Below are 18,669 nucleotides of genomic sequence, written 5' to 3' on the forward strand. Positions count from 1 at the left end.
AAAATAATCGCTTGACTCTGAAAGAGGAAAGCGTAATATACGCCACCTCGCAACGGTGAGCGAAAGCCGCGTTGCACTGCTCTTTAACAATTTATCAGACAATCTGTGTGGGCACTCAAAGTGACATGGATTCTTAATGTCTTCGGACAATAAATGAATACCAAGTCTCTGAGTGAACACGTAATTCATTACGAAGTTTAATTCACGAGCATCAAACTTAAATTGAAGAGTTTGATCATGGCTCAGATTGAACGCTGGCGGCAGGCCTAACACATGCAAGTCGAACGGTAGCACAGAGAGCTTGCTCTCGGGTGACGAGTGGCGGACGGGTGAGTAATGTCTGGGAAACTGCCTGATGGAGGGGGATAACTACTGGAAACGGTAGCTAATACCGCATAATGTCGCAAGACCAAAGAGGGGGACCTTCGGGCCTCTTGCCATCGGATGTGCCCAGATGGGATTAGCTAGTAGGTGGGGTAATGGCTCACCTAGGCGACGATCCCTAGCTGGTCTGAGAGGATGACCAGCCACACTGGAACTGAGACACGGTCCAGACTCCTACGGGAGGCAGCAGTGGGGAATATTGCACAATGGGCGCAAGCCTGATGCAGCCATGCCGCGTGTATGAAGAAGGCCTTCGGGTTGTAAAGTACTTTCAGCGAGGAGGAAGGCATTGTGGTTAATAACCGCAGTGATTGACGTTACTCGCAGAAGAAGCACCGGCTAACTCCGTGCCAGCAGCCGCGGTAATACGGAGGGTGCAAGCGTTAATCGGAATTACTGGGCGTAAAGCGCACGCAGGCGGTCTGTTAAGTCAGATGTGAAATCCCCGGGCTCAACCTGGGAACTGCATTTGAAACTGGCAGGCTTGAGTCTTGTAGAGGGGGGTAGAATTCCAGGTGTAGCGGTGAAATGCGTAGAGATCTGGAGGAATACCGGTGGCGAAGGCGGCCCCCTGGACAAAGACTGACGCTCAGGTGCGAAAGCGTGGGGAGCAAACAGGATTAGATACCCTGGTAGTCCACGCCGTAAACGATGTCGACTTGGAGGTTGTGCCCTTGAGGCGTGGCTTCCGGAGCTAACGCGTTAAGTCGACCGCCTGGGGAGTACGGCCGCAAGGTTAAAACTCAAATGAATTGACGGGGGCCCGCACAAGCGGTGGAGCATGTGGTTTAATTCGATGCAACGCGAAGAACCTTACCTACTCTTGACATCCAGAGAACTTGCCAGAGATGGCTTGGTGCCTTCGGGAACTCTGAGACAGGTGCTGCATGGCTGTCGTCAGCTCGTGTTGTGAAATGTTGGGTTAAGTCCCGCAACGAGCGCAACCCTTATCCTTTGTTGCCAGCGGTCCGGCCGGGAACTCAAAGGAGACTGCCAGTGATAAACTGGAGGAAGGTGGGGATGACGTCAAGTCATCATGGCCCTTACGAGTAGGGCTACACACGTGCTACAATGGCGCATACAAAGAGAAGCGACCTCGCGAGAGCAAGCGGACCTCATAAAGTGCGTCGTAGTCCGGATTGGAGTCTGCAACTCGACTCCATGAAGTCGGAATCGCTAGTAATCGTAGATCAGAATGCTACGGTGAATACGTTCCCGGGCCTTGTACACACCGCCCGTCACACCATGGGAGTGGGTTGCAAAAGAAGTAGGTAGCTTAACCTTCGGGAGGGCGCTTACCACTTTGTGATTCATGACTGGGGTGAAGTCGTAACAAGGTAACCGTAGGGGAACCTGCGGTTGGATCACCTCCTTACCTTAAAGAACCTGCCTTTGCAGTGCTCACACAGATTGTCTGATGAAAATTAGCAGTAAAAAATCTCTGCAGGCTTGTAGCTCAGGTGGTTAGAGCGCACCCCTGATAAGGGTGAGGTCGGTGGTTCAAGTCCACTCAGGCCTACCAAATTTTTACTGATGCTGCGTTGCGGCGACACTCACATACTTCAGTATGCTTCGTGTCACCACGCCTTGCCTCAGAAAAAATTGGCGGTACAGAGAAGACCACGATGGGGCTATAGCTCAGCTGGGAGAGCGCCTGCCTTGCACGCAGGAGGTCTGCGGTTCGATCCCGCATAGCTCCACCATCTTTACTGCGAAAACCTGAAAACTTCAGAGTGTACCTGCGAAGGTGCGCTGCGAAGTTTTGCTCTTTAAAAATCTGGATCAAGCTGAAAATTGAAACGACACACTGTGTCTGTTCTCCGTAATAAGAACAGATGAAGGTGTGTTCGAGTCTCTCAAATTTTCACAACACGAAGTGAAACAGCTTCGGGTTGTGAGGTTAAGCGACTAAGCGTACACGGTGGATGCCCTGGCAGTCAGAGGCGATGAAGGACGTGCTAATCTGCGAAAAGCGCCGGCGAGGTGATATGAACCCTTGACCCGGCGATGTCCGAATGGGGAAACCCAGTGCAATCCGTTGCACTATCGTTAGCTGAATACATAGGCTAACGAGGCGAACCGGGGGAACTGAAACATCTAAGTACCCCGAGGAAAAGAAATCAACCGAGATTCCCCCAGTAGCGGCGAGCGAACGGGGAGCAGCCCGGAGTCTGAATCAGCTTGTGTGTTAGTGGAAGCGTCTGGAAAGTCGCAGGGTACAGGGTGATACTCCCGTACACGAAAGCACACATGCTGTGAACTCGAAGAGTAGGGCGGGACACGTGGTATCCTGTCTGAATATGGGGGGACCATCCTCCAAGGCTAAATACTCCTGACTGACCGATAGTGAACCAGTACCGTGAGGGAAAGGCGAAAAGAACCCCGGCGAGGGGAGTGAAAAAGAACCTGAAACCGTGTACGTACAAGCAGTGGGAGCACCTTCGGGTGTGACTGCGTACCTTTTGTATAATGGGTCAGCGACTTATATTCTGTAGCAAGGTTAACCGTATAGGGGAGCCGAAGGGAAACCGAGTCTTAACTGGGCGTTAAGTTGCAGGGTATAGACCCGAAACCCGGTGATCTAGCCATGGGCAGGTTGAAGGTTGGGTAACACTAACTGGAGGACCGAACCGACTAATGTTGAAAAATTAGCGGATGACCTGTGGCTGGGGGTGAAAGGCCAATCAAACCGGGAGATAGCTGGTTCTCCCCGAAAGCTATTTAGGTAGCGCCTCGTGAATTCATCTCCGGGGGTAGAGCACTGTTTCGGCTAGGGGGCCATCCCGGCTTACCAACCCGATGCAAACTGCGAATACCGGAGAATGTTATCACGGGAGACACACGGCGGGTGCTAACGTCCGTCGTGAAGAGGGAAACAACCCATACCGCCAGCTAAGGTCCCAAAGTCATGGTTAAGTGGGAAACGATGTGGGAAGGCACAGACAGCCAGGATGTTGGCTTAGAAGCAGCCATCATTTAAAGAAAGCGTAATAGCTCACTGGTCGAGTCGGCCTGCGCGGAAGATGTAACGGGGCTAAACCATGCACCGAAGCTGCGGCAGCGACACTATGTGTTGTTGGGTAGGGGAGCGTTCTGTAAGCCTGCGAAGGTGTGCTGTGAGGCATGCTGGAGGTATCAGAAGTGCGAATGCTGACATAAGTAACGATAAAGCGGGTGAAAAGCCCGCTCGCCGGAAGACCAAGGGTTCCTGTCCAACGTTAATCGGGGCAGGGTGAGTCGACCCCTAAGGCGAGGCCGAAAGGCGTAGTCGATGGGAAACAGGTTAATATTCCTGTACTCGGTGTTACTGCGAAGGGGGGACGGAGAAGGCTATGTTGGCCGGGCGACGGTTGTCCCGGTTTAAGCATGTAGGCGGAGGTTCCAGGTAAATCCGGTACCTTGTTAACGCTGAGGTGTGATGACGAGGCACTACGGTGCTGAAGCAACAAATGCCCTGCTTCCAGGAAAAGCCTCTAAGCATCAGGTAACACCAAATCGTACCCCAAACCGACACAGGTGGTCAGGTAGAGAATACCAAGGCGCTTGAGAGAACTCGGGTGAAGGAACTAGGCAAAATGGTGCCGTAACTTCGGGAGAAGGCACGCTGATATGTAGGTGAAGCCCCTGCGGGTGGAGCTGAAATCAGTCGAAGATACCAGCTGGCTGCAACTGTTTATTAAAAACACAGCACTGTGCAAACACGAAAGTGGACGTATACGGTGTGACGCCTGCCCGGTGCCGGAAGGTTAATTGATGGGGTTAGCTGTAAGGCGAAGCTCTTGATCGAAGCCCCGGTAAACGGCGGCCGTAACTATAACGGTCCTAAGGTAGCGAAATTCCTTGTCGGGTAAGTTCCGACCTGCACGAATGGCGTAATGATGGCCAGGCTGTCTCCACCCGAGACTCAGTGAAATTGAAATCGCTGTGAAGATGCAGTGTACCCGCGGCAAGACGGAAAGACCCCGTGAACCTTTACTATAGCTTGACACTGAACACTGGTCCTTGATGTGTAGGATAGGTGGGAGGCTTTGAAGCGTGGACGCCAGTCTGCGTGGAGCCGTCCTTGAAATACCACCCTTTAATGGCTGGTGTTCTAACGTAGACCCGTAATCCGGGTTGCGGACAGTGTCTGGTGGGTAGTTTGACTGGGGCGGTCTCCTCCTAAAGAGTAACGGAGGAGCACGAAGGTCAGCTAATCCTGGTCGGACATCAGGAGGTTAGTGCAATGGCATAAGCTGGCTTGACTGCGAGAGTGACGGCTCGAGCAGGTGCGAAAGCAGGTCATAGTGATCCGGTGGTTCTGTATGGAAGGGCCATCGCTCAACGGATAAAAGGTACTCCGGGGATAACAGGCTGATACCGCCCAAGAGTTCATATCGACGGCGGTGTTTGGCACCTCGATGTCGGCTCATCACATCCTGGGGCTGAAGTAGGTCCCAAGGGTATGGCTGTTCGCCATTTAAAGTGGTACGCGAGCTGGGTTTAGAACGTCGTGAGACAGTTCGGTCCCTATCTGCCGTGGGCGCTGGAGAATTGAGGGGGGCTGCTCCTAGTACGAGAGGACCGGAGTGGACGCATCACTGGTGTTCGGGTTGTCATGCCAATGGCACTGCCCGGTAGCTAAATGCGGAAGAGATAAGTGCTGAAAGCATCTAAGCACGAAACTTGCCCCGAGATGAGTTCTCCCTGACCCTTTAAGGGTCCTGAAGGAACGTTGAAGACGACGACGTTGATAGGCCGGGTGTGTAAGCGCAGCGATGCGTTGAGCTAACCGGTACTAATGAACCGTGAGGCTTAACCTTACAACGCCGAAGCTGTTTCGGTGGGTTTGAGAGATTTTCAGCATTGATTCAGAGTTAAGTACACAATAGTTTGCGCAGCAGCAAGGCGGCAAGCGAAGGAAAGGAAGGAGCATACTGAAGTATGTGACTGACTTTACGAGCGCGGCCAACGCGGCTGATGCGATAAAGTATTGCGTACAGAGCACCAAGAATTTGCCTGGCGGCTGTAGCGCGGTGGTCCCACCTGACCCCATGCCGAACTCAGAAGTGAAACGCCGTAGCGCCGATGGTAGTGTGGGGTCTCCCCATGCGAGAGTAGGGAACTGCCAGGCATCAAATTTAGCGTGCTGATATGGCTCAGTTGGTAGAGCGCACCCTTGGTAAGGGTGAGGTCCCCAGTTCGACTCTGGGTATCAGCACCACTTTATACTTAGGTTAAAGTTCGGCAAGAAGTAAAAGAATTTGTCTGGCGGCTGTAGCGCGGTGGTCCCACCTGACCCCATGCCGAACTCAGAAGTGAAACGCCGTAGCGCCGATGGTAGTGTGGGGTCTCCCCATGCGAGAGTAGGGAACTGCCAGACATCAATTAAGTGAAAAGGCCATCCGAAAGGATGGCCTTTTTGCATTTCTGCACCATAAAAAAACAGGGCCCGGCGCGTACAGCGCCGCCGGGCCAATCAACATTAGTGGATAACCTGCGACAAAAACGCGCGCGTACGTTCTGATTTCGGGTGAGAGAAGAACTCTTCCGGCGGCGCCTGCTCAACAATTTCTCCGCGATCCATAAAGATCACCCGGTCCGCAACGGTTCTGGCGAAGCCCATCTCGTGCGTGACGCAGAGCATGGTCATTCCCGATTCCGCCAAGCCTATCATCGTATCCAGAACCTCTTTCACCATCTCGGGATCGAGTGCTGAAGTCGGCTCATCAAACAGCATAATTTTAGGTTTCATGCACAGAGAGCGGGCAATGGCCACGCGCTGCTGCTGCCCGCCCGAGATCTGCCCGGGAAACTTATGGGCGTGTTCAGCAATGCGTACCCGCTCCAGATAGTGCATGGCAAGTGCCTCAGCTTCTTTTTTCGGCATCTTACGGACCCAGACAGGCGCCAGGGTGCAGTTTTGCAGAACGGTCAGATGAGGGAACAGATTGAAATGCTGGAAGACCATGCCTACCTCCTGGCGGACACGCTCAACGTTGCGGATGTCGTCATTCAGCTCGATACCATCCACCACAATCCGGCCTTGCTGATGCTCTTCCAGATGGTTGATACAGCGGATCGTTGTTGATTTACCCGAGCCTGAAGGCCCGCAAAGGACGATGCGCTCGCCTTGCTTTACCTTCAGGTTAATGTCTTTCAAAACGTGAAATTGCCCGTACCACTTATTCACATTATCCAGGGTAATCATCGCGTCAGCGGGGGTCATAGTTATCTGGCTCATAGGTTCCTCAGTGCGGTGTACGCCCGGTGTTAAAGCGCTTTTCCAGATGCTGGCTGTAGCGCGACATGCTAAAACAGAAAATCCAGTAGATAAGGGCTGCAAAAACGTAGCCTTCTGTCGACATGCCCAGCCACGCCGGGTCGACGGTAGCCTGCTGCACGCTACTGAACAGATCGAATAATCCAATAATGATCACCAGACTGGTGTCCTTAAACAGCGCAATGATGGTGTTCACCAGACCCGGGATCACCAGCTTCAGCGCCTGGGGAAGGATCACCAGTCCCTGCGTTTTCCAGTAACCCAGCGCCAGCGATTCGGCTGCTTCATACTGGCCCTTGGGGAGCGCCTGCAATCCGCCGCGCACGACCTCAGCGACATAAGCAGACTGGAACAGAATGACGCCGACCAGGGCGCGGATCAGCTTGTCGATGGTAGTGCCTTCCGCCATAAACAGCGGCAGCATAACGGAAGACATAAAGAGCACGGTGATAAGCGGAACGCCGCGCCAGAACTCAATAAAAATTACCGAGAGGACGCGCACGACCGGCATGGTTGAGCGGCGACCCAGCGCCAGTAAAATCCCTAATGGCAATGCGCCGGCAATCCCTACCGAGGCGATAATGAGCGTCAGCGTCAGACCGCCCCACTGGCGGGTTTCAACGCGATCCAGCCCCAGCACGCCGCCATACAACAGCCCCCAGACGAGCAGGGGATAGATCACCGCCCAACAGGCGATGTATCGTCCCCGTTGGGGTAACTTCTTCCAGAACATGGGAACGACAGAGAGCAGCCCAATAACCAGCGCAAGGTTGATGCGCCAGCGCTGATCGTGGGGATAGAGCCCATACATAAACTGGCCGAAGCGCTGATGAATAAAGACCCAGCACGCTCCCTCTTTTGTGCAATCGGCGCGGGTGGTACCGATCCAGTTAGCCTGCAAAAATGCCCAGTTAATGAGCGGCGGGATAAGTTCCCACATCAGCCAGAAGCAGAACAGGGTGAGCAAACTGTTGCTCCAGCTGGAGAACAGGTTTTTACGAGCCCAGTTAATGATGCGTCCGTTGCCGGTTGTGGCCGGACGCGCAGGGTGAGACAAGACCGCTTTTGTCATCATGGTTCCTTAGCGTTCAACCAGCGCGATACGACGGTTGTAGATGTTCATCAACAGTGAAATGGTCAGGCTGATAATCAGGTAGACCGACATCGTAATGGCAATGGTTTCTATTGCCTGGCCGGTCTGGTTAAGAACGGTGCCGGCAAACAACGAGACCATATCGGGATAGCCGATCGCCGCCGCGAGAGAGGAGTTTTTCACGATGTTGAGATACTGGCTGGTCAGCGGAGGGATGATCACCCGTAGGGCCTGGGGGATGATGACCTGGCGCAGGGTGACGGGATTCGGGAGCCCAAGGGAGCGAGCAGCTTCATGCTGACCATGGGGAACGGCCTGAATACCGGCGCGAATAATTTCTGCGATAAAGGCCGAGGTATAGATGGAGAGCGCCAGCGTCAGGGCGGCCAGCTCCGGGATCAATACCATGCCGCCGCGGAAGTTAAACCCCTTTAGCTGCGGAACATCCCAGTGCATTGCCGGGCCAGCTATTGTATGCGCCAGCCACGGCAGGATCACTGCTAAAGCCAGGGTGACGGGCCAGGTGCGCCGTAGCTGCCCGGTTTTAATCTGATGCATGCGGTTGTAGCGAAACAGCGCAATGGAAACCAAGATGGCGCACGCCAGAGCGGCCAGCAATGCCAGCATCCCTTCGGCAATCTGCGGCGCGGGGATATAGAGACCGCGGTTGCTTAAAAAGGCCAGATCGAACGCATCCACCGCCTGACGGGGGCCAGGCAGATTGCGCAGGACGGCGAAATACCAGAAGAAGATCTGCAGCAGCGGGGGAATGTTACGGAAGGTCTCGATATAAAACGTGGAGAGCTTACGCAGCAGCCAGTTATCCGAGAGACGCGCGAGTCCGAGGAAAAAGCCCAGCAGAGAAGCAAACAGAATGCATAAGGCTGAAACCAGCAGGGTATTCATCAGGCCGACAAGGAATACGCGGCCATAGGTATCGCCTTCACCGTAATCAATTAAGTGCTGAACAATGCCAAACCCTGCACTACGGTCAAGGAAGGCAAAGCCCGACGTAATGCCGCGTGTGCTGAGGTTGGTAACAGTGTTGTGGAACAGGTAGATCGCGACGGCCAGGACAGCGAGAACAGCGAGGATCTGAAACAGCCAGGCGCGAACCGCAGGATTAGAAAAGGAGAAAGCTCCTTTCAGTGCTAAGCGGCGATGGAACATATAAAACCTCGGGTAACCATGACTCTGGACTGGGCACTGCACTGGCAGTGCCCGTTACAGCAAGATGCTTAGCGTACTGGCGGCGCGTACTGAATGCCGCCATTGTTCCAGAGGTTGTTCTGCCCACGGCTGATCTTCAGCGCGCTCTCAGATCCAACGTTACGCTCGAAGATCTCCGCGTAGTTACCCACCTTTTTAATGATGTTGTACGCCCATTTATTATCCAGCTTCAGATCCTTGCCGTAATCTCCTTCCTTGCCCAGCAGATGGGCCATATCAGGCGTGGCCGGATTAGCCGCCTTCTCATCGACGTTCTTTGAGTTGACCCCCATCTCTTCCGCGTTGAGCATGGCGAACAGCGTCCAGCGAACAACAGCGTTCCATTCATCATCCCCGCGACGGACGACCGGCCCCAGCGGCTCTTTGGAGATCACTTCTGGCAGGACGATCCATTCCGCCGGATTGCTCAGCTTGATCCGCAGCGCATAGAGCTGAGACTGATCCGAGGCCAGGGTATCGCAGCGGCCGGACTCCAGCGCTTTGGCGGATTCGTCAGAGCGGTCAAAGGTCACTGGCGTATATTTCATGTTGTTGGCTTTGAAATAGTCGGCGACATTCAGTTCAGTATCCGTACCCGCCTGAATACAGACGGTGGCACCATCCAGCTCCTTCGCACTTTTGAGACCCGCTTTATTGTGCGTCAGGAAACCAATGCCGTCGTAATAGGTGACACCGGTAAAGGTCATTCCCATCCCGGCATCACGGGATGAGGTCCAGGTGGTATTACGCGAAAGCATATCCACTTCGCCGGATTGCAGGGCAGTAAAGCGCTCTTTCGCCGTCAGCGGGGTATATTTCACTTTGGTGTCGTCGCCAAATACCGCAGCGGCAACGCCACGGCACACGTCGACATCAATACCGGAGAACTTACCGTTGGCGTCGGCGTAAGAGAAACCCGGCAGACCGTCACTGATCCCGCATTGCACAAACCCTTTTTGTTTAACTGCATCCAGAGTGGCACCCGCCTGAGCCTGGCCGGTCATTGTAATGAGCACACCTGCAGCGGCGAGGCTGGCCATCATCATCTTTTTCATAATGCATCCTGTGTAGCGAAAAATTATCGTTATAGTGAGGCGTTTATAAACGCTTTAACCTGTCTGTGGCTGTGGCCGACGTTAATAAAGCAAACGTAATGCCAGCTTTTGCTTTCAACGTCATAAGGGATTACACAACGCGTGAAGCAGGATGCAGGCAGTGATAATTAAATCGATCGCCCTGAAATGGTGCGGAATTACAATCTGCGCCACAAATCAGAGCAAAATATGGATGGGTAAAGGGAGAAATAAAACGGAGGGTTAATAGCGGGAAAATAGAAACAAAATAAGATGTGGGCCCATTCAGGCTTATTTGTTCATCTGCAATGAAAAAGCAAAAGCGCGGACGGATCCGCACTTTCTGGATTACCTGGACACGGCAATGATACCCAGTGTCAGGCCAGCTAAAGCCGCTGCGCCACCTGCGATTGCCCCCGCGGTTTCCCAGTTATCCTGCGTGGTGCCTTTCATACAGGTATTGGTGTGAACCAGTCTGCCCTGATCGTCGTATACCGGTACGCACGGTGAGTCATGTGCACAGCCCGCAAGCAACGTGGCAAGGAGTGCAACCGAAATGAATCTTTTCATGGTGTTACCTCAAAATGAAATCTAACTTTGCGATATAACCAGTAACGACTTCTGCAAAGCTGGAGGCTATTTTACCACCGCTTCAAATTCGCCATGAAACGTCAATAATCTCAAATTATTTGGATTGTAAAAAATATGGAGAAACGGTCATTCTTGCCGGGCAATAATGGAGAGATTGAGGAGAGCGACAGAGTAAACAGTCAGGTGCTGAAATCGTGAGCAAACAATTTATTGGACCGCTAATCAATAAGGTAAATAAATAGTAAGGCTAACTCTCTGTTTATTATCATAAGAAAAGGCGCCGAAGCGCCTTTACCCATTACTGTTCACGATGACGCGTAAAGCGTCGCCGTACTACCACAAAGAAGACCGGCACAAAGAAGATTGCCAGCAGGGTAGCTGAAAGCATACCGCCCATCACGCCGGTACCCACGGCGTTTTGCGCGCCGCTGCCCGCTCCGTGACTGATGACCAGCGGCAACACGCCAAGGATAAATGCCAGTGAGGTCATAAGGATAGGACGAAGACGCATGCGTGATGCCTCCAGCGTGGCTTCAATAATCCCTTTCCCCTCTTTCTCCATCAGATCCTTAGCAAATTCGACAATCAGGATGGCGTTCTTGGCCGACAGGCCAATGGTGGTAAGCAGCCCCACCTGGAAGTAAACATCATTATTCAGCCCACGCAGGGAAGCGGCCAGCAGGGCGCCAACCACCCCTAATGGCACCACCAGCATCACCGAGAAAGGAATCGACCAGCTCTCATACAGGGCCGCCAGGCAGAGGAACACCACCACCAGCGAGATGGCATACAGGGCAGGCGCCTGGTTGCCGGAGAGCCGTTCCTGATAAGACATGCCTGTCCAGTCGTAACCGATGCCGGTTGGCAGTTTCGCCGCCAGTTTTTCCATTAGCACCATGGCTTCACCGGTACTCTTGCCGGGAGCGGCTTCCCCGAGGATCTCCATGGAAGGGCTGCCGTTATAGCGCTCCAGGCGCGGTGAGCCGTAGATCCAGTGCGACTGGCTGAACGCGGAGAGCGGCACCATTTCACCGTTGGCGCTGCGGACATAGAGACGGTTAATATCCTCCGGCAGCATCCTGAAGTGGGCATCCGCCTGGACATAGACTTTCTTCACCCGGCCACGGTCGATGTAGTCATTGACATAGGTTCCCCCCAGCGCGGTGGAGATGGTCTGGTTGATATCCGATACGCTCACGCCCAGCGCCTGCGCTTTTTCCTGATCGATATCCAGCTTGAACTGCGGGGTATCTTCCAGCCCATTGGGTCGCACACGCACCAGCATATCGGCGTGCTCTTTAATCATGCCCAGCAGCTGGTTTCGCGCCTGCGTCAGCTGGTTATGTCCCAGGTTGGCCTGGTCAATCAGTTCAAAATCGAAGCCCGTTGCGGTGCCGAGTTCGATAATGGCGGGCAGGTTGAACGGGAAGACCAGCCCGTCTTTGATCTGACTAAAGGCCCGTGTTGCCCGGCTGACGATGGCTCCAACGCTGTTTTCAGTACCCGGGCGCTCCTCCCAGGGCTTCAGGCTGATAAACGCTACCCCGGCGTTTTGCCCCTGGCCGCTGAAGCTGAAGCCGTTAACAGTAAATACCGATTCTACGTTGGCCTTCTCATTGTTGAGGTAGTAGTGCTCAACCTGATCCAGCACCTTCTGGGTGCGGCTTTGCGTCGCGCCCGCCGGGAGCTGCACCATCGTCATAAACACGCCCTGATCCTCTTCCGGCAGGAACGACGTAGGCAGACGCAGGAACAGTACCGCCATTCCGCCCACTATAAGGATGTAGACCACCAGGTAGCGGCCCGTCTTACGCAGGATATGGCTGACGCTGTTGCTGTAATGGGCCACGCTTCTGTCGAACAGGGCATTAAACCAGCCGAAGAAGCCGCCTTTGTTCGCATGATGCTCGCTGGGGGCCTTTAGCAGGGTGGCACACAGAGCAGGGGTCAGGATCAGCGCCACCAGCACCGAGAGCGCCATCGCCGAAACAATGGTCAGAGAGAACTGGCGATAAATCGCCCCGGTGGAGCCGCCGAAAAAGGCCATCGGGATAAATACCGCTGAGAGCACCATGGCGATGCCGACCAGCGCCCCCTGAATTTGCGACATCGATTTTTGTGTCGCCTCTTTTGGCGGAAGCTTCTCCTCCACCATCACGCGCTCGACGTTCTCCACCACTACGATGGCATCATCCACCAGCAAGCCTATTGCCAGCACCATACCAAACATGGTCAGGGTGTTTATCGAGAAGCCAAACGCCGCCAGCACCGCGAAGGTGCCCAGCAGAACCACCGGTACGGCAATGGTCGGGATGAGCGTGGCCCGCAGGTTTTGCAGGAACAGGTACATCACGAGGAAGACGAGAATGATGGCTTCGAACAGCGTCTTGACCACTTCATGAATGGAGATCTTAACGAACGGCGTGGTGTCATAGGGGTAGACCACCTTCAGCCCCTGCGGGAAGAAGGCTTGCAGCTGCGCCAGTTTGCTTTTGATCGCCGCGGCGGTATCCAGCGCGTTGGCACCGGTAGCGAGCTTAATACCGAGCCCGGTCGCCGCCTGACCATTGATTTTGGTCACCATGTTGTAGTTTTCACCGCCTGGCGCAATGCGGGCGACATCTTTCAGATGCACCATCGACCCGTCCTGATTGACCTTCAGGGTGATGTTGCCGAACTCCTCTGCGGTTTTCAGGCGCGTCTGGGCGATAATGGAGGCGTTGAGCTGCTGGCCCGGCACCGACGGCGTTCCGCCGAGCTGACCGGCGGCAATCTGGTTGTTCTGCGTTTTTAACTGGTTAATCACGTCCAGCGGCGTCAACTGATAGGCGTTCAGCTTATTCGCATCCAGCCAGATACGCATCGCATACTGGGCGCCAAACAGTTGCACATCGCCCACCCCGGAGGTGCGGCTGATAGCATCCTTGACGTTAGAGGCGACATAGTCCGAGATATCGTCCTGGCTCAGGTTCTTATTGTCCGAGACAAAACCGGCCACCAGAAGGAAGCTGCTGCTCGACTTCTCCACGCTTATCCCTTGCTGCTGCACTTCCTGCGGCAGTAACGGCATGGCCAGCTGCAGCTTGTTCTGCACCTGTACCTGAGCAATATCCGGGTCGGTGCCCGACTGGAAGGTCAGGGTAAGGGTGACGCTGCCCGCTGAATCGCTGGTGGAGGACATGTACATAAGGTTATCGATACCATTCATGTTCTGCTCGATAACCTGGGTCACCGTATCCTGCACCGTCTGGGCATCCGCGCCGGGATAGGTCGCCGAGATAGCCACGGCAGGTGGCGCAATGGTGGGATACTGCGCCACCGGCAGCTTGAGGATCGCAAGCCCGCCCGCCAGCATCAGGATAATGGCCAGCACCCACGCGAAGATTGGGCGCTGAATAAAGAAGTTAGCCATGCTCTGTTCCTTATCCCACTTTCTGCGCAGCGGTATCCGGCGTCGCCACCACCGCGACGCCAGGACGTACTTTCTGCAGCCCGCTGATAATCACCCGGTCGCCTTCCTGTAAGCCGTCTGTAATCAGCCATTGATCGCCAATCGCCTGAGGGGCGACAACGTTACGGGCTTCAACCTGGTTTTTACTGTTGACCACCATCACGCTGGCATCACCGCGCGGGGTTCGCGTAACGCCCTGTTGCGGAACCAGAATGGCGTGCGGCTGGGTGCCTTCGTTAATACGCGCGCGGACAAACATGCCGGGCAGCAGGATATGTTGCGGGTTGGGGAAGATAGCCCGCAGGGTGATGGAGCCGGTGCTCTCATCCACGGTGACATCCGAGAATTGCAGCGATCCTTTTAATGGATAGGGCTGACCATTCTCCATCAGCAGCTGTACGCTGCGGGTGCCTTCGCCGGTCTGCAGGCTGGACTGCTTGAGACGCATAAAATCATTGCTGGACTGGGTGACATCGACATAAATCGGATCAAGCTGCTGAACCGTTGCCAGCGCCGTGGCCTGTCCGTTCGCAACCAGGGCCCCTTCGGTGACGCTGGATTTACCGATCCGCCCGCTGATAGGTGACGTCACTTTGGTGTACGCAAGATTGATGCGCGCGGTTTCGACGGCGGCTTTGGCCGCAATCACCGAGGCATCAGCCTGACGGGCGTTCGCCACTGACTGATCGTACTCCTGTTTGCTGACGTACTGTGTGCCGACCAGAGGTAAATAGCGTTTTACCGTCAGGTGAGCAATGCTGGCGGCTGCCTGGGCTTTGGCCAGCTCGCCCGACGCACTATCAAATGCGGCCTGATAGGAGGCGGGATCGATCTGATACAGCGACTCGCCAGCTTTTACGTCGCTGCCTTCAGTAAAGTTGCGCTTCAGCACAATGCCGCTGACCTGCGGGCGAACCTCGGCGACGCGGTAAGCATCGGTCCGGCCAGGCAGTTCGGTGGTCACCTCCAGCGGCGCACTTTTCACGACATGCACCACGACCTGTGGAGTCGGCGGCTGCTTCGCCTGGCCTGCATGATCATCACAACCCACAAGCAATGCGGCACCGATGATAAAACCGGATAAGGGTAAAAACCTGAAATTAGGCGTCATGACTATTCCTTCAAGATCATCAATCCGCATTCACCGACAAGGGTTATGCGTTAAGGAGAGGTAAAACGGAAAACGGCGGGCGCAATAATAAAGAATGACCGTGCGGGTTTTTGATTTATAAGTGCGGAGAATGAACTGAGGATAAAAAAAAGAGCAGCAAGTGAGCGTAAAGAATGATATAGCACGTCCGGCTATGTATTGCTGGCCGTTTTGCTTTAGATGCATTCATGTTTTTTGTGAATTAAATGCATGGCAAGTATCATCGCGGTTTATAAGTTAGGCAGGTTAACTTTTTTTGTTCATATTTATTTTTCTGACTGATGGATAATTCCTGCTCCGACGATTGTCGTCATTGTTTTATAAAAGTAACCAATCCGTTAAATGAGTGATTTTCTATGGCGCGCAAAACCAAAGCTGAGGCGCAGAAGACACGCCAGTTATTGATTGAGGCGGCAATAGAGCAGTTTGCCATGCGGGGTGTCGCCAACACGACGCTGACGGATATCGCCGATGCCGCCTGCCTGACACGGGGGGCCGTTTACTGGCATTTCGCCAGTAAAGCCGAGATATTTAACGCTATCTGGCAGGAGCAACGCCCGCTGCGCGAGATTATTCGCGGTCAACTGTCGCAGGCGGAAGAGAGCGATCCATTATTAATTTTGCGTGAGCAGTTTGTTACTGCTTTGCAATATATTGCCCGGGACAGACGCCAGCGGACATTATTGCAGATCCTGTATCACAAATGTGAATTTGATGAGGATATGATCTCAGAAAATCAAATTCGTGAAAGGATCGGGTTCAATTATGAAAACGTCCGTGAAATATTGCAGAGAGGCATTATGCTTGGCAGCATCTCCGCGCAGATCAATATCGACACGACGTTAATTGTTTTCCATGGCTTTTTTTGCGGGCTGATTAAAAACTGGTTAATGAGCCCGGAACACCTGGATCTCTACCGGCAGGCCCCGGAACTGGTCGATAATATCCTCTCAACGTTGCCGATAGCCCACAGAGAATACGACACCGCCTCATAGCGGCATCGCGTCAGATTTGCTGGGTCAGCATGGCCTGCGGATCGTGGCTCAGCGCGTTGACAGCTTGCGCCGTGACGGGTTTACCCAGCAGATAGCCCTGTAGCGTATTACATCCCAGACTGGTCAAAAAGGTCTGCTGCTCCTCGGTTTCGACCCCTTCGGCAACCACCTTCAGGTTGAGCGTTTTTGCCAGCGCAACAATGGCGGATACGATGGTCGCATCATCACCCGTGCTGTTGAGATCTTTCACAAACGCCCGATCAATTTTTAGCTCACAGGCGGGCAACTTTTTCAGGTAGAGCAGGCTGGAATAGCCGGTGCCAAAATCATCGATCGAGGCTTTTACTCCGGCCTGAGTTAACTCAGTCAGCACCCGGACGCTCTCATCGGGGTTATTCATGGCCGTGGTTTCGGTCACTTCCAGAATCAGGGTATGCGGCGGAATACGGTGTCGTGCCAGGCTGCCCATCACCGTCTCCACCAGCTGGGGCTGTTCAAACTGCAGCGTAGAGAGGTTCACCGCCATCGACCATTCAGTATGGCCGTTAAGATGCCATTCGCGTAGCTGGCGGCACGCTTCATCAATTACCCAGTTGCCGATAGGAATAATCAGCCCGCTTTTCTCCGCCAGCGGCAGAAACTGGTCGGGGGATAACAAGCCCTGGACAGGATGTTGCCAGCGCAGCAGGGCTTCAAAGCCGACAATGGGGCCCACCGGCGCCTGGAACTTAGGCTGATAAACCAGATGCAGCTCCTTGCGCTCCAGCGCCAGCCACAGATCGTTCATTAGCTGTAGCTGATTTTGCGCCAGGGTATTCATCGACGGCTGGAAGAAGTGGTAGCCGTTACGCCCCATGTGCTTGGTGTGATACATCGCCGCATCGGCGTTGAACATCAGTTCGCGCTGGTTTTTGCCATCATGGGGATAAATAGCGATACCCACGCTGAGGGTCACTACCACATCATACAGCTCAAGGCTGAAGGGTTGGTCGACGACATGCACCAGCGCGCTGGCGAGCGATGCGGCGTCGTTCGGGGAGTCGATCTCGGCCAGCAGCACAAACTCGTCGCCACCAATACGGGCGAGAGTGTACTGGCCCTTCAGGGGCTGTTCCAGACGCTCCGTCACGGCAACCAATAGCTTATCGCCCGTATCATGGCCGTAGGCATCGTTAACAGCTTTGAAGCCATCCAGATCCATAAACAGCAGGGCAAACAGTTTGCCTTCGCGATCGGCTTTGTTAATTGCCTGCTCGAGGCGATCTTCCAGCAGCACGCGGTTCGGCAAGCGGGTCAGCGTATCGTGCAGCGCCAGCTGGGCCAGTTCGCGGTTGGCTTCCGCCAGCGATGAAGCGAGAAGGGAGGTGCGGGCCTGCAGCCGGGCATCAAACATAGAAACCAGCAGCGTTATACCCAAGATAGAGAGCGCCACAACGCTCACCAGCACCGCCAGCCAGCTGCCGTTCACCCCCTGATGATGCATGTGCACCTGAAGCGGAAACTGGGCCGCTTTCATGCCGGTATAGTGCATGCCGGCAATCGCGATGCCCATCAGCAACGCAGCGCCCGCACGCATCAGCGCGACCTGGGCGGCATCCCGCCGTAAACGGAACGTCAGCCACAGGGCGGCCAGCGAGGCGAGGAGAGCGATAACCACCGACAGTGCAACCCAGCGCATATCCCAGACGATAGCGGGCGCTACCTGCAGGGCCTTCATGCCGGTGTAGTGCATCGTCACGATGCCCGCTCCCAGAATCACCGCGCCGGTAAACAAGCGACGTCTGCGTAAGTGGTCGCGGCTCACCAGCCAGAGGGCAAACAGTGAGGCGCCAATAGCGATCAGCATGGAAAGGGCGGTTTTTGGCAGGTCGTAGTTCATCCGCATGGAGATATCCATCGCCAGCATGCCGATAAAATGCATAGCCCATATCCCGATACCCATGGCGATCCCCCCGCCCGTCAGCCAGATATGTGCCGCGACGCCGGTACTGCCGGCAACCCGTCCTGCCATATTCAGCGCGGTATAGGATGCAAGAATGGCGACAACAAAGGAGATAACCACAAGAAGTTGGTCGTATTGGCTAACCAGCATGATCTCATCAACTCATACGCAGTGGGGTATTACGTGATACCGGGTGAGACGGGCTGAGACATTATCATCCAATAAAGATGCCTCAAAGGTTTTTAAAACCGCACATTTTTCGAGGAAAAGCAGGGGCTTAATCTAGATCCGAGCAATTAACCAGCTTAAGCGGATTAACCGAATTCATGTTGCGGCATTGGTCCGTTTCCGTAGACATCAACTCAATCCACTGCATTAACAGCGCATCGAAAAGGAAAACGCTAATCGCGAAGACGACTAACCACCAATACTTACGGATCATTCGGAATTTCCGGGGACAATTGACAAGAGTGCAGGAAATATACACGAAAAATAGCGGCTGAGAAGTGGGCTGAGAGA

10 protein-coding genes, 3 tRNA genes and 4 rRNA genes are annotated in these 18,669 nt (G+C 54.3%); 8 read left to right on the forward strand and 9 right to left on the reverse strand.

Features of this window, described 5'->3' with window-relative positions; translation table 11 throughout:
• Positions 1-219: 219 nt before the first annotated feature.
• From ACT3IC_RS11855 to rrf (ACT3IC_RS11885), 7 genes are all read left to right on the forward strand, one after another.
• Positions 220-1,759 (forward strand): 16S ribosomal RNA (locus ACT3IC_RS11855).
• Between the two features lie 70 nt (positions 1,760-1,829).
• Positions 1,830-1,906: transfer RNA gene (locus ACT3IC_RS11860), tRNA-Ile, on the forward strand.
• A 105-nt stretch (positions 1,907-2,011) separates the two neighbouring features.
• Positions 2,012-2,087 (forward strand) — tRNA-Ala (locus tag ACT3IC_RS11865).
• Positions 2,088-2,282: 195 nt separating this feature from the next.
• Positions 2,283-5,186 (forward strand): 23S ribosomal RNA (locus ACT3IC_RS11870).
• A 195-nt stretch (positions 5,187-5,381) separates the two neighbouring features.
• Positions 5,382-5,497: ribosomal RNA gene (gene rrf / locus ACT3IC_RS11875) — 5S ribosomal RNA — on the forward strand.
• Positions 5,498-5,511: 14 nt separating this feature from the next.
• Positions 5,512-5,587: transfer RNA gene (locus ACT3IC_RS11880), tRNA-Thr, on the forward strand.
• 43 nt (positions 5,588-5,630) lie between these two features.
• Positions 5,631-5,746, forward strand: a 5S ribosomal RNA gene (gene rrf / locus ACT3IC_RS11885).
• Together the 16S, 23S and 5S rRNA genes with 3 tRNA genes alongside form the textbook arrangement of a ribosomal RNA operon.
• 102 nt (positions 5,747-5,848) lie before the next feature.
• Here the strand turns inward: rrf (ACT3IC_RS11885) and ACT3IC_RS11890 are convergent.
• From ACT3IC_RS11890 to ACT3IC_RS11920, 7 genes are all read right to left on the reverse strand, one after another.
• Positions 5,849-6,607, reverse strand: coding sequence for an amino acid ABC transporter ATP-binding protein (locus ACT3IC_RS11890; protein WP_103177252.1), 759 nt, complete (start codon positions 6,605-6,607; stop codon positions 5,849-5,851).
• A 7-nt stretch (positions 6,608-6,614) separates the two neighbouring features.
• Positions 6,615-7,718: an amino acid ABC transporter permease gene (locus ACT3IC_RS11895; RefSeq protein WP_103177251.1), complete on the reverse strand. Its 1,104-nt coding sequence runs from the start codon at positions 7,716-7,718 to the stop codon at positions 6,615-6,617.
• Positions 7,719-7,727: 9 nt separating this feature from the next.
• Positions 7,728-8,909 (reverse strand): amino acid ABC transporter permease, encoded by a 1,182-nt coding sequence (locus ACT3IC_RS11900; RefSeq protein WP_214422460.1) that lies wholly within the window; start codon positions 8,907-8,909, stop codon positions 7,728-7,730.
• A gap of 68 nt (positions 8,910-8,977) precedes the next feature.
• Positions 8,978-10,003: an amino acid ABC transporter substrate-binding protein gene (locus ACT3IC_RS11905; RefSeq protein ID WP_473477560.1), complete on the reverse strand. Its 1,026-nt coding sequence runs from the start codon at positions 10,001-10,003 to the stop codon at positions 8,978-8,980.
• A 366-nt stretch (positions 10,004-10,369) separates the two neighbouring features.
• Positions 10,370-10,591 (reverse strand): lipoprotein, encoded by a 222-nt coding sequence (locus tag ACT3IC_RS11910; protein WP_103177248.1) that lies wholly within the window; start codon positions 10,589-10,591, stop codon positions 10,370-10,372.
• Between the two features lie 319 nt (positions 10,592-10,910).
• Entirely contained in the window at positions 10,911-14,024 is a 3,114-nt protein-coding gene (locus ACT3IC_RS11915; protein ID WP_473477563.1) for an efflux RND transporter permease subunit, read from the reverse strand.
• A gap of 10 nt (positions 14,025-14,034) precedes the next feature.
• Positions 14,035-15,174 carry an efflux RND transporter periplasmic adaptor subunit gene (locus ACT3IC_RS11920; RefSeq protein ID WP_103177246.1) on the reverse strand — a complete coding sequence of 380 codons (1,140 nt, stop codon included), beginning with the start codon at positions 15,172-15,174 and terminating at the stop codon, positions 14,035-14,037.
• A gap of 395 nt (positions 15,175-15,569) precedes the next feature.
• Between ACT3IC_RS11920 and envR the strand changes: the two genes are divergently transcribed.
• Positions 15,570-16,208 (forward strand): acrEF/envCD operon transcriptional regulator, encoded by a 639-nt coding sequence (envR, locus tag ACT3IC_RS11925; RefSeq protein WP_180210750.1) that lies wholly within the window; start codon positions 15,570-15,572, stop codon positions 16,206-16,208.
• Between the two features lie 10 nt (positions 16,209-16,218).
• Here envR and ACT3IC_RS11930 read toward each other — a convergent pair whose 3' ends face one another.
• Together ACT3IC_RS11930 and ACT3IC_RS11935 are read right to left on the reverse strand one after the other, a co-directional pair.
• Positions 16,219-18,300: a putative bifunctional diguanylate cyclase/phosphodiesterase gene (locus ACT3IC_RS11930; protein ID WP_473477568.1), complete on the reverse strand. Its 2,082-nt coding sequence runs from the start codon at positions 18,298-18,300 to the stop codon at positions 16,219-16,221.
• Positions 18,301-18,427: 127 nt separating this feature from the next.
• Positions 18,428-18,592, reverse strand: coding sequence for a DUF2556 family protein (locus tag ACT3IC_RS11935; protein WP_039030652.1), 165 nt, complete (start codon positions 18,590-18,592; stop codon positions 18,428-18,430).
• Positions 18,593-18,669 lie beyond the last annotated feature (77 nt).

The organism is Leclercia sp. GHBNCSD, assembly GCF_055805075.1.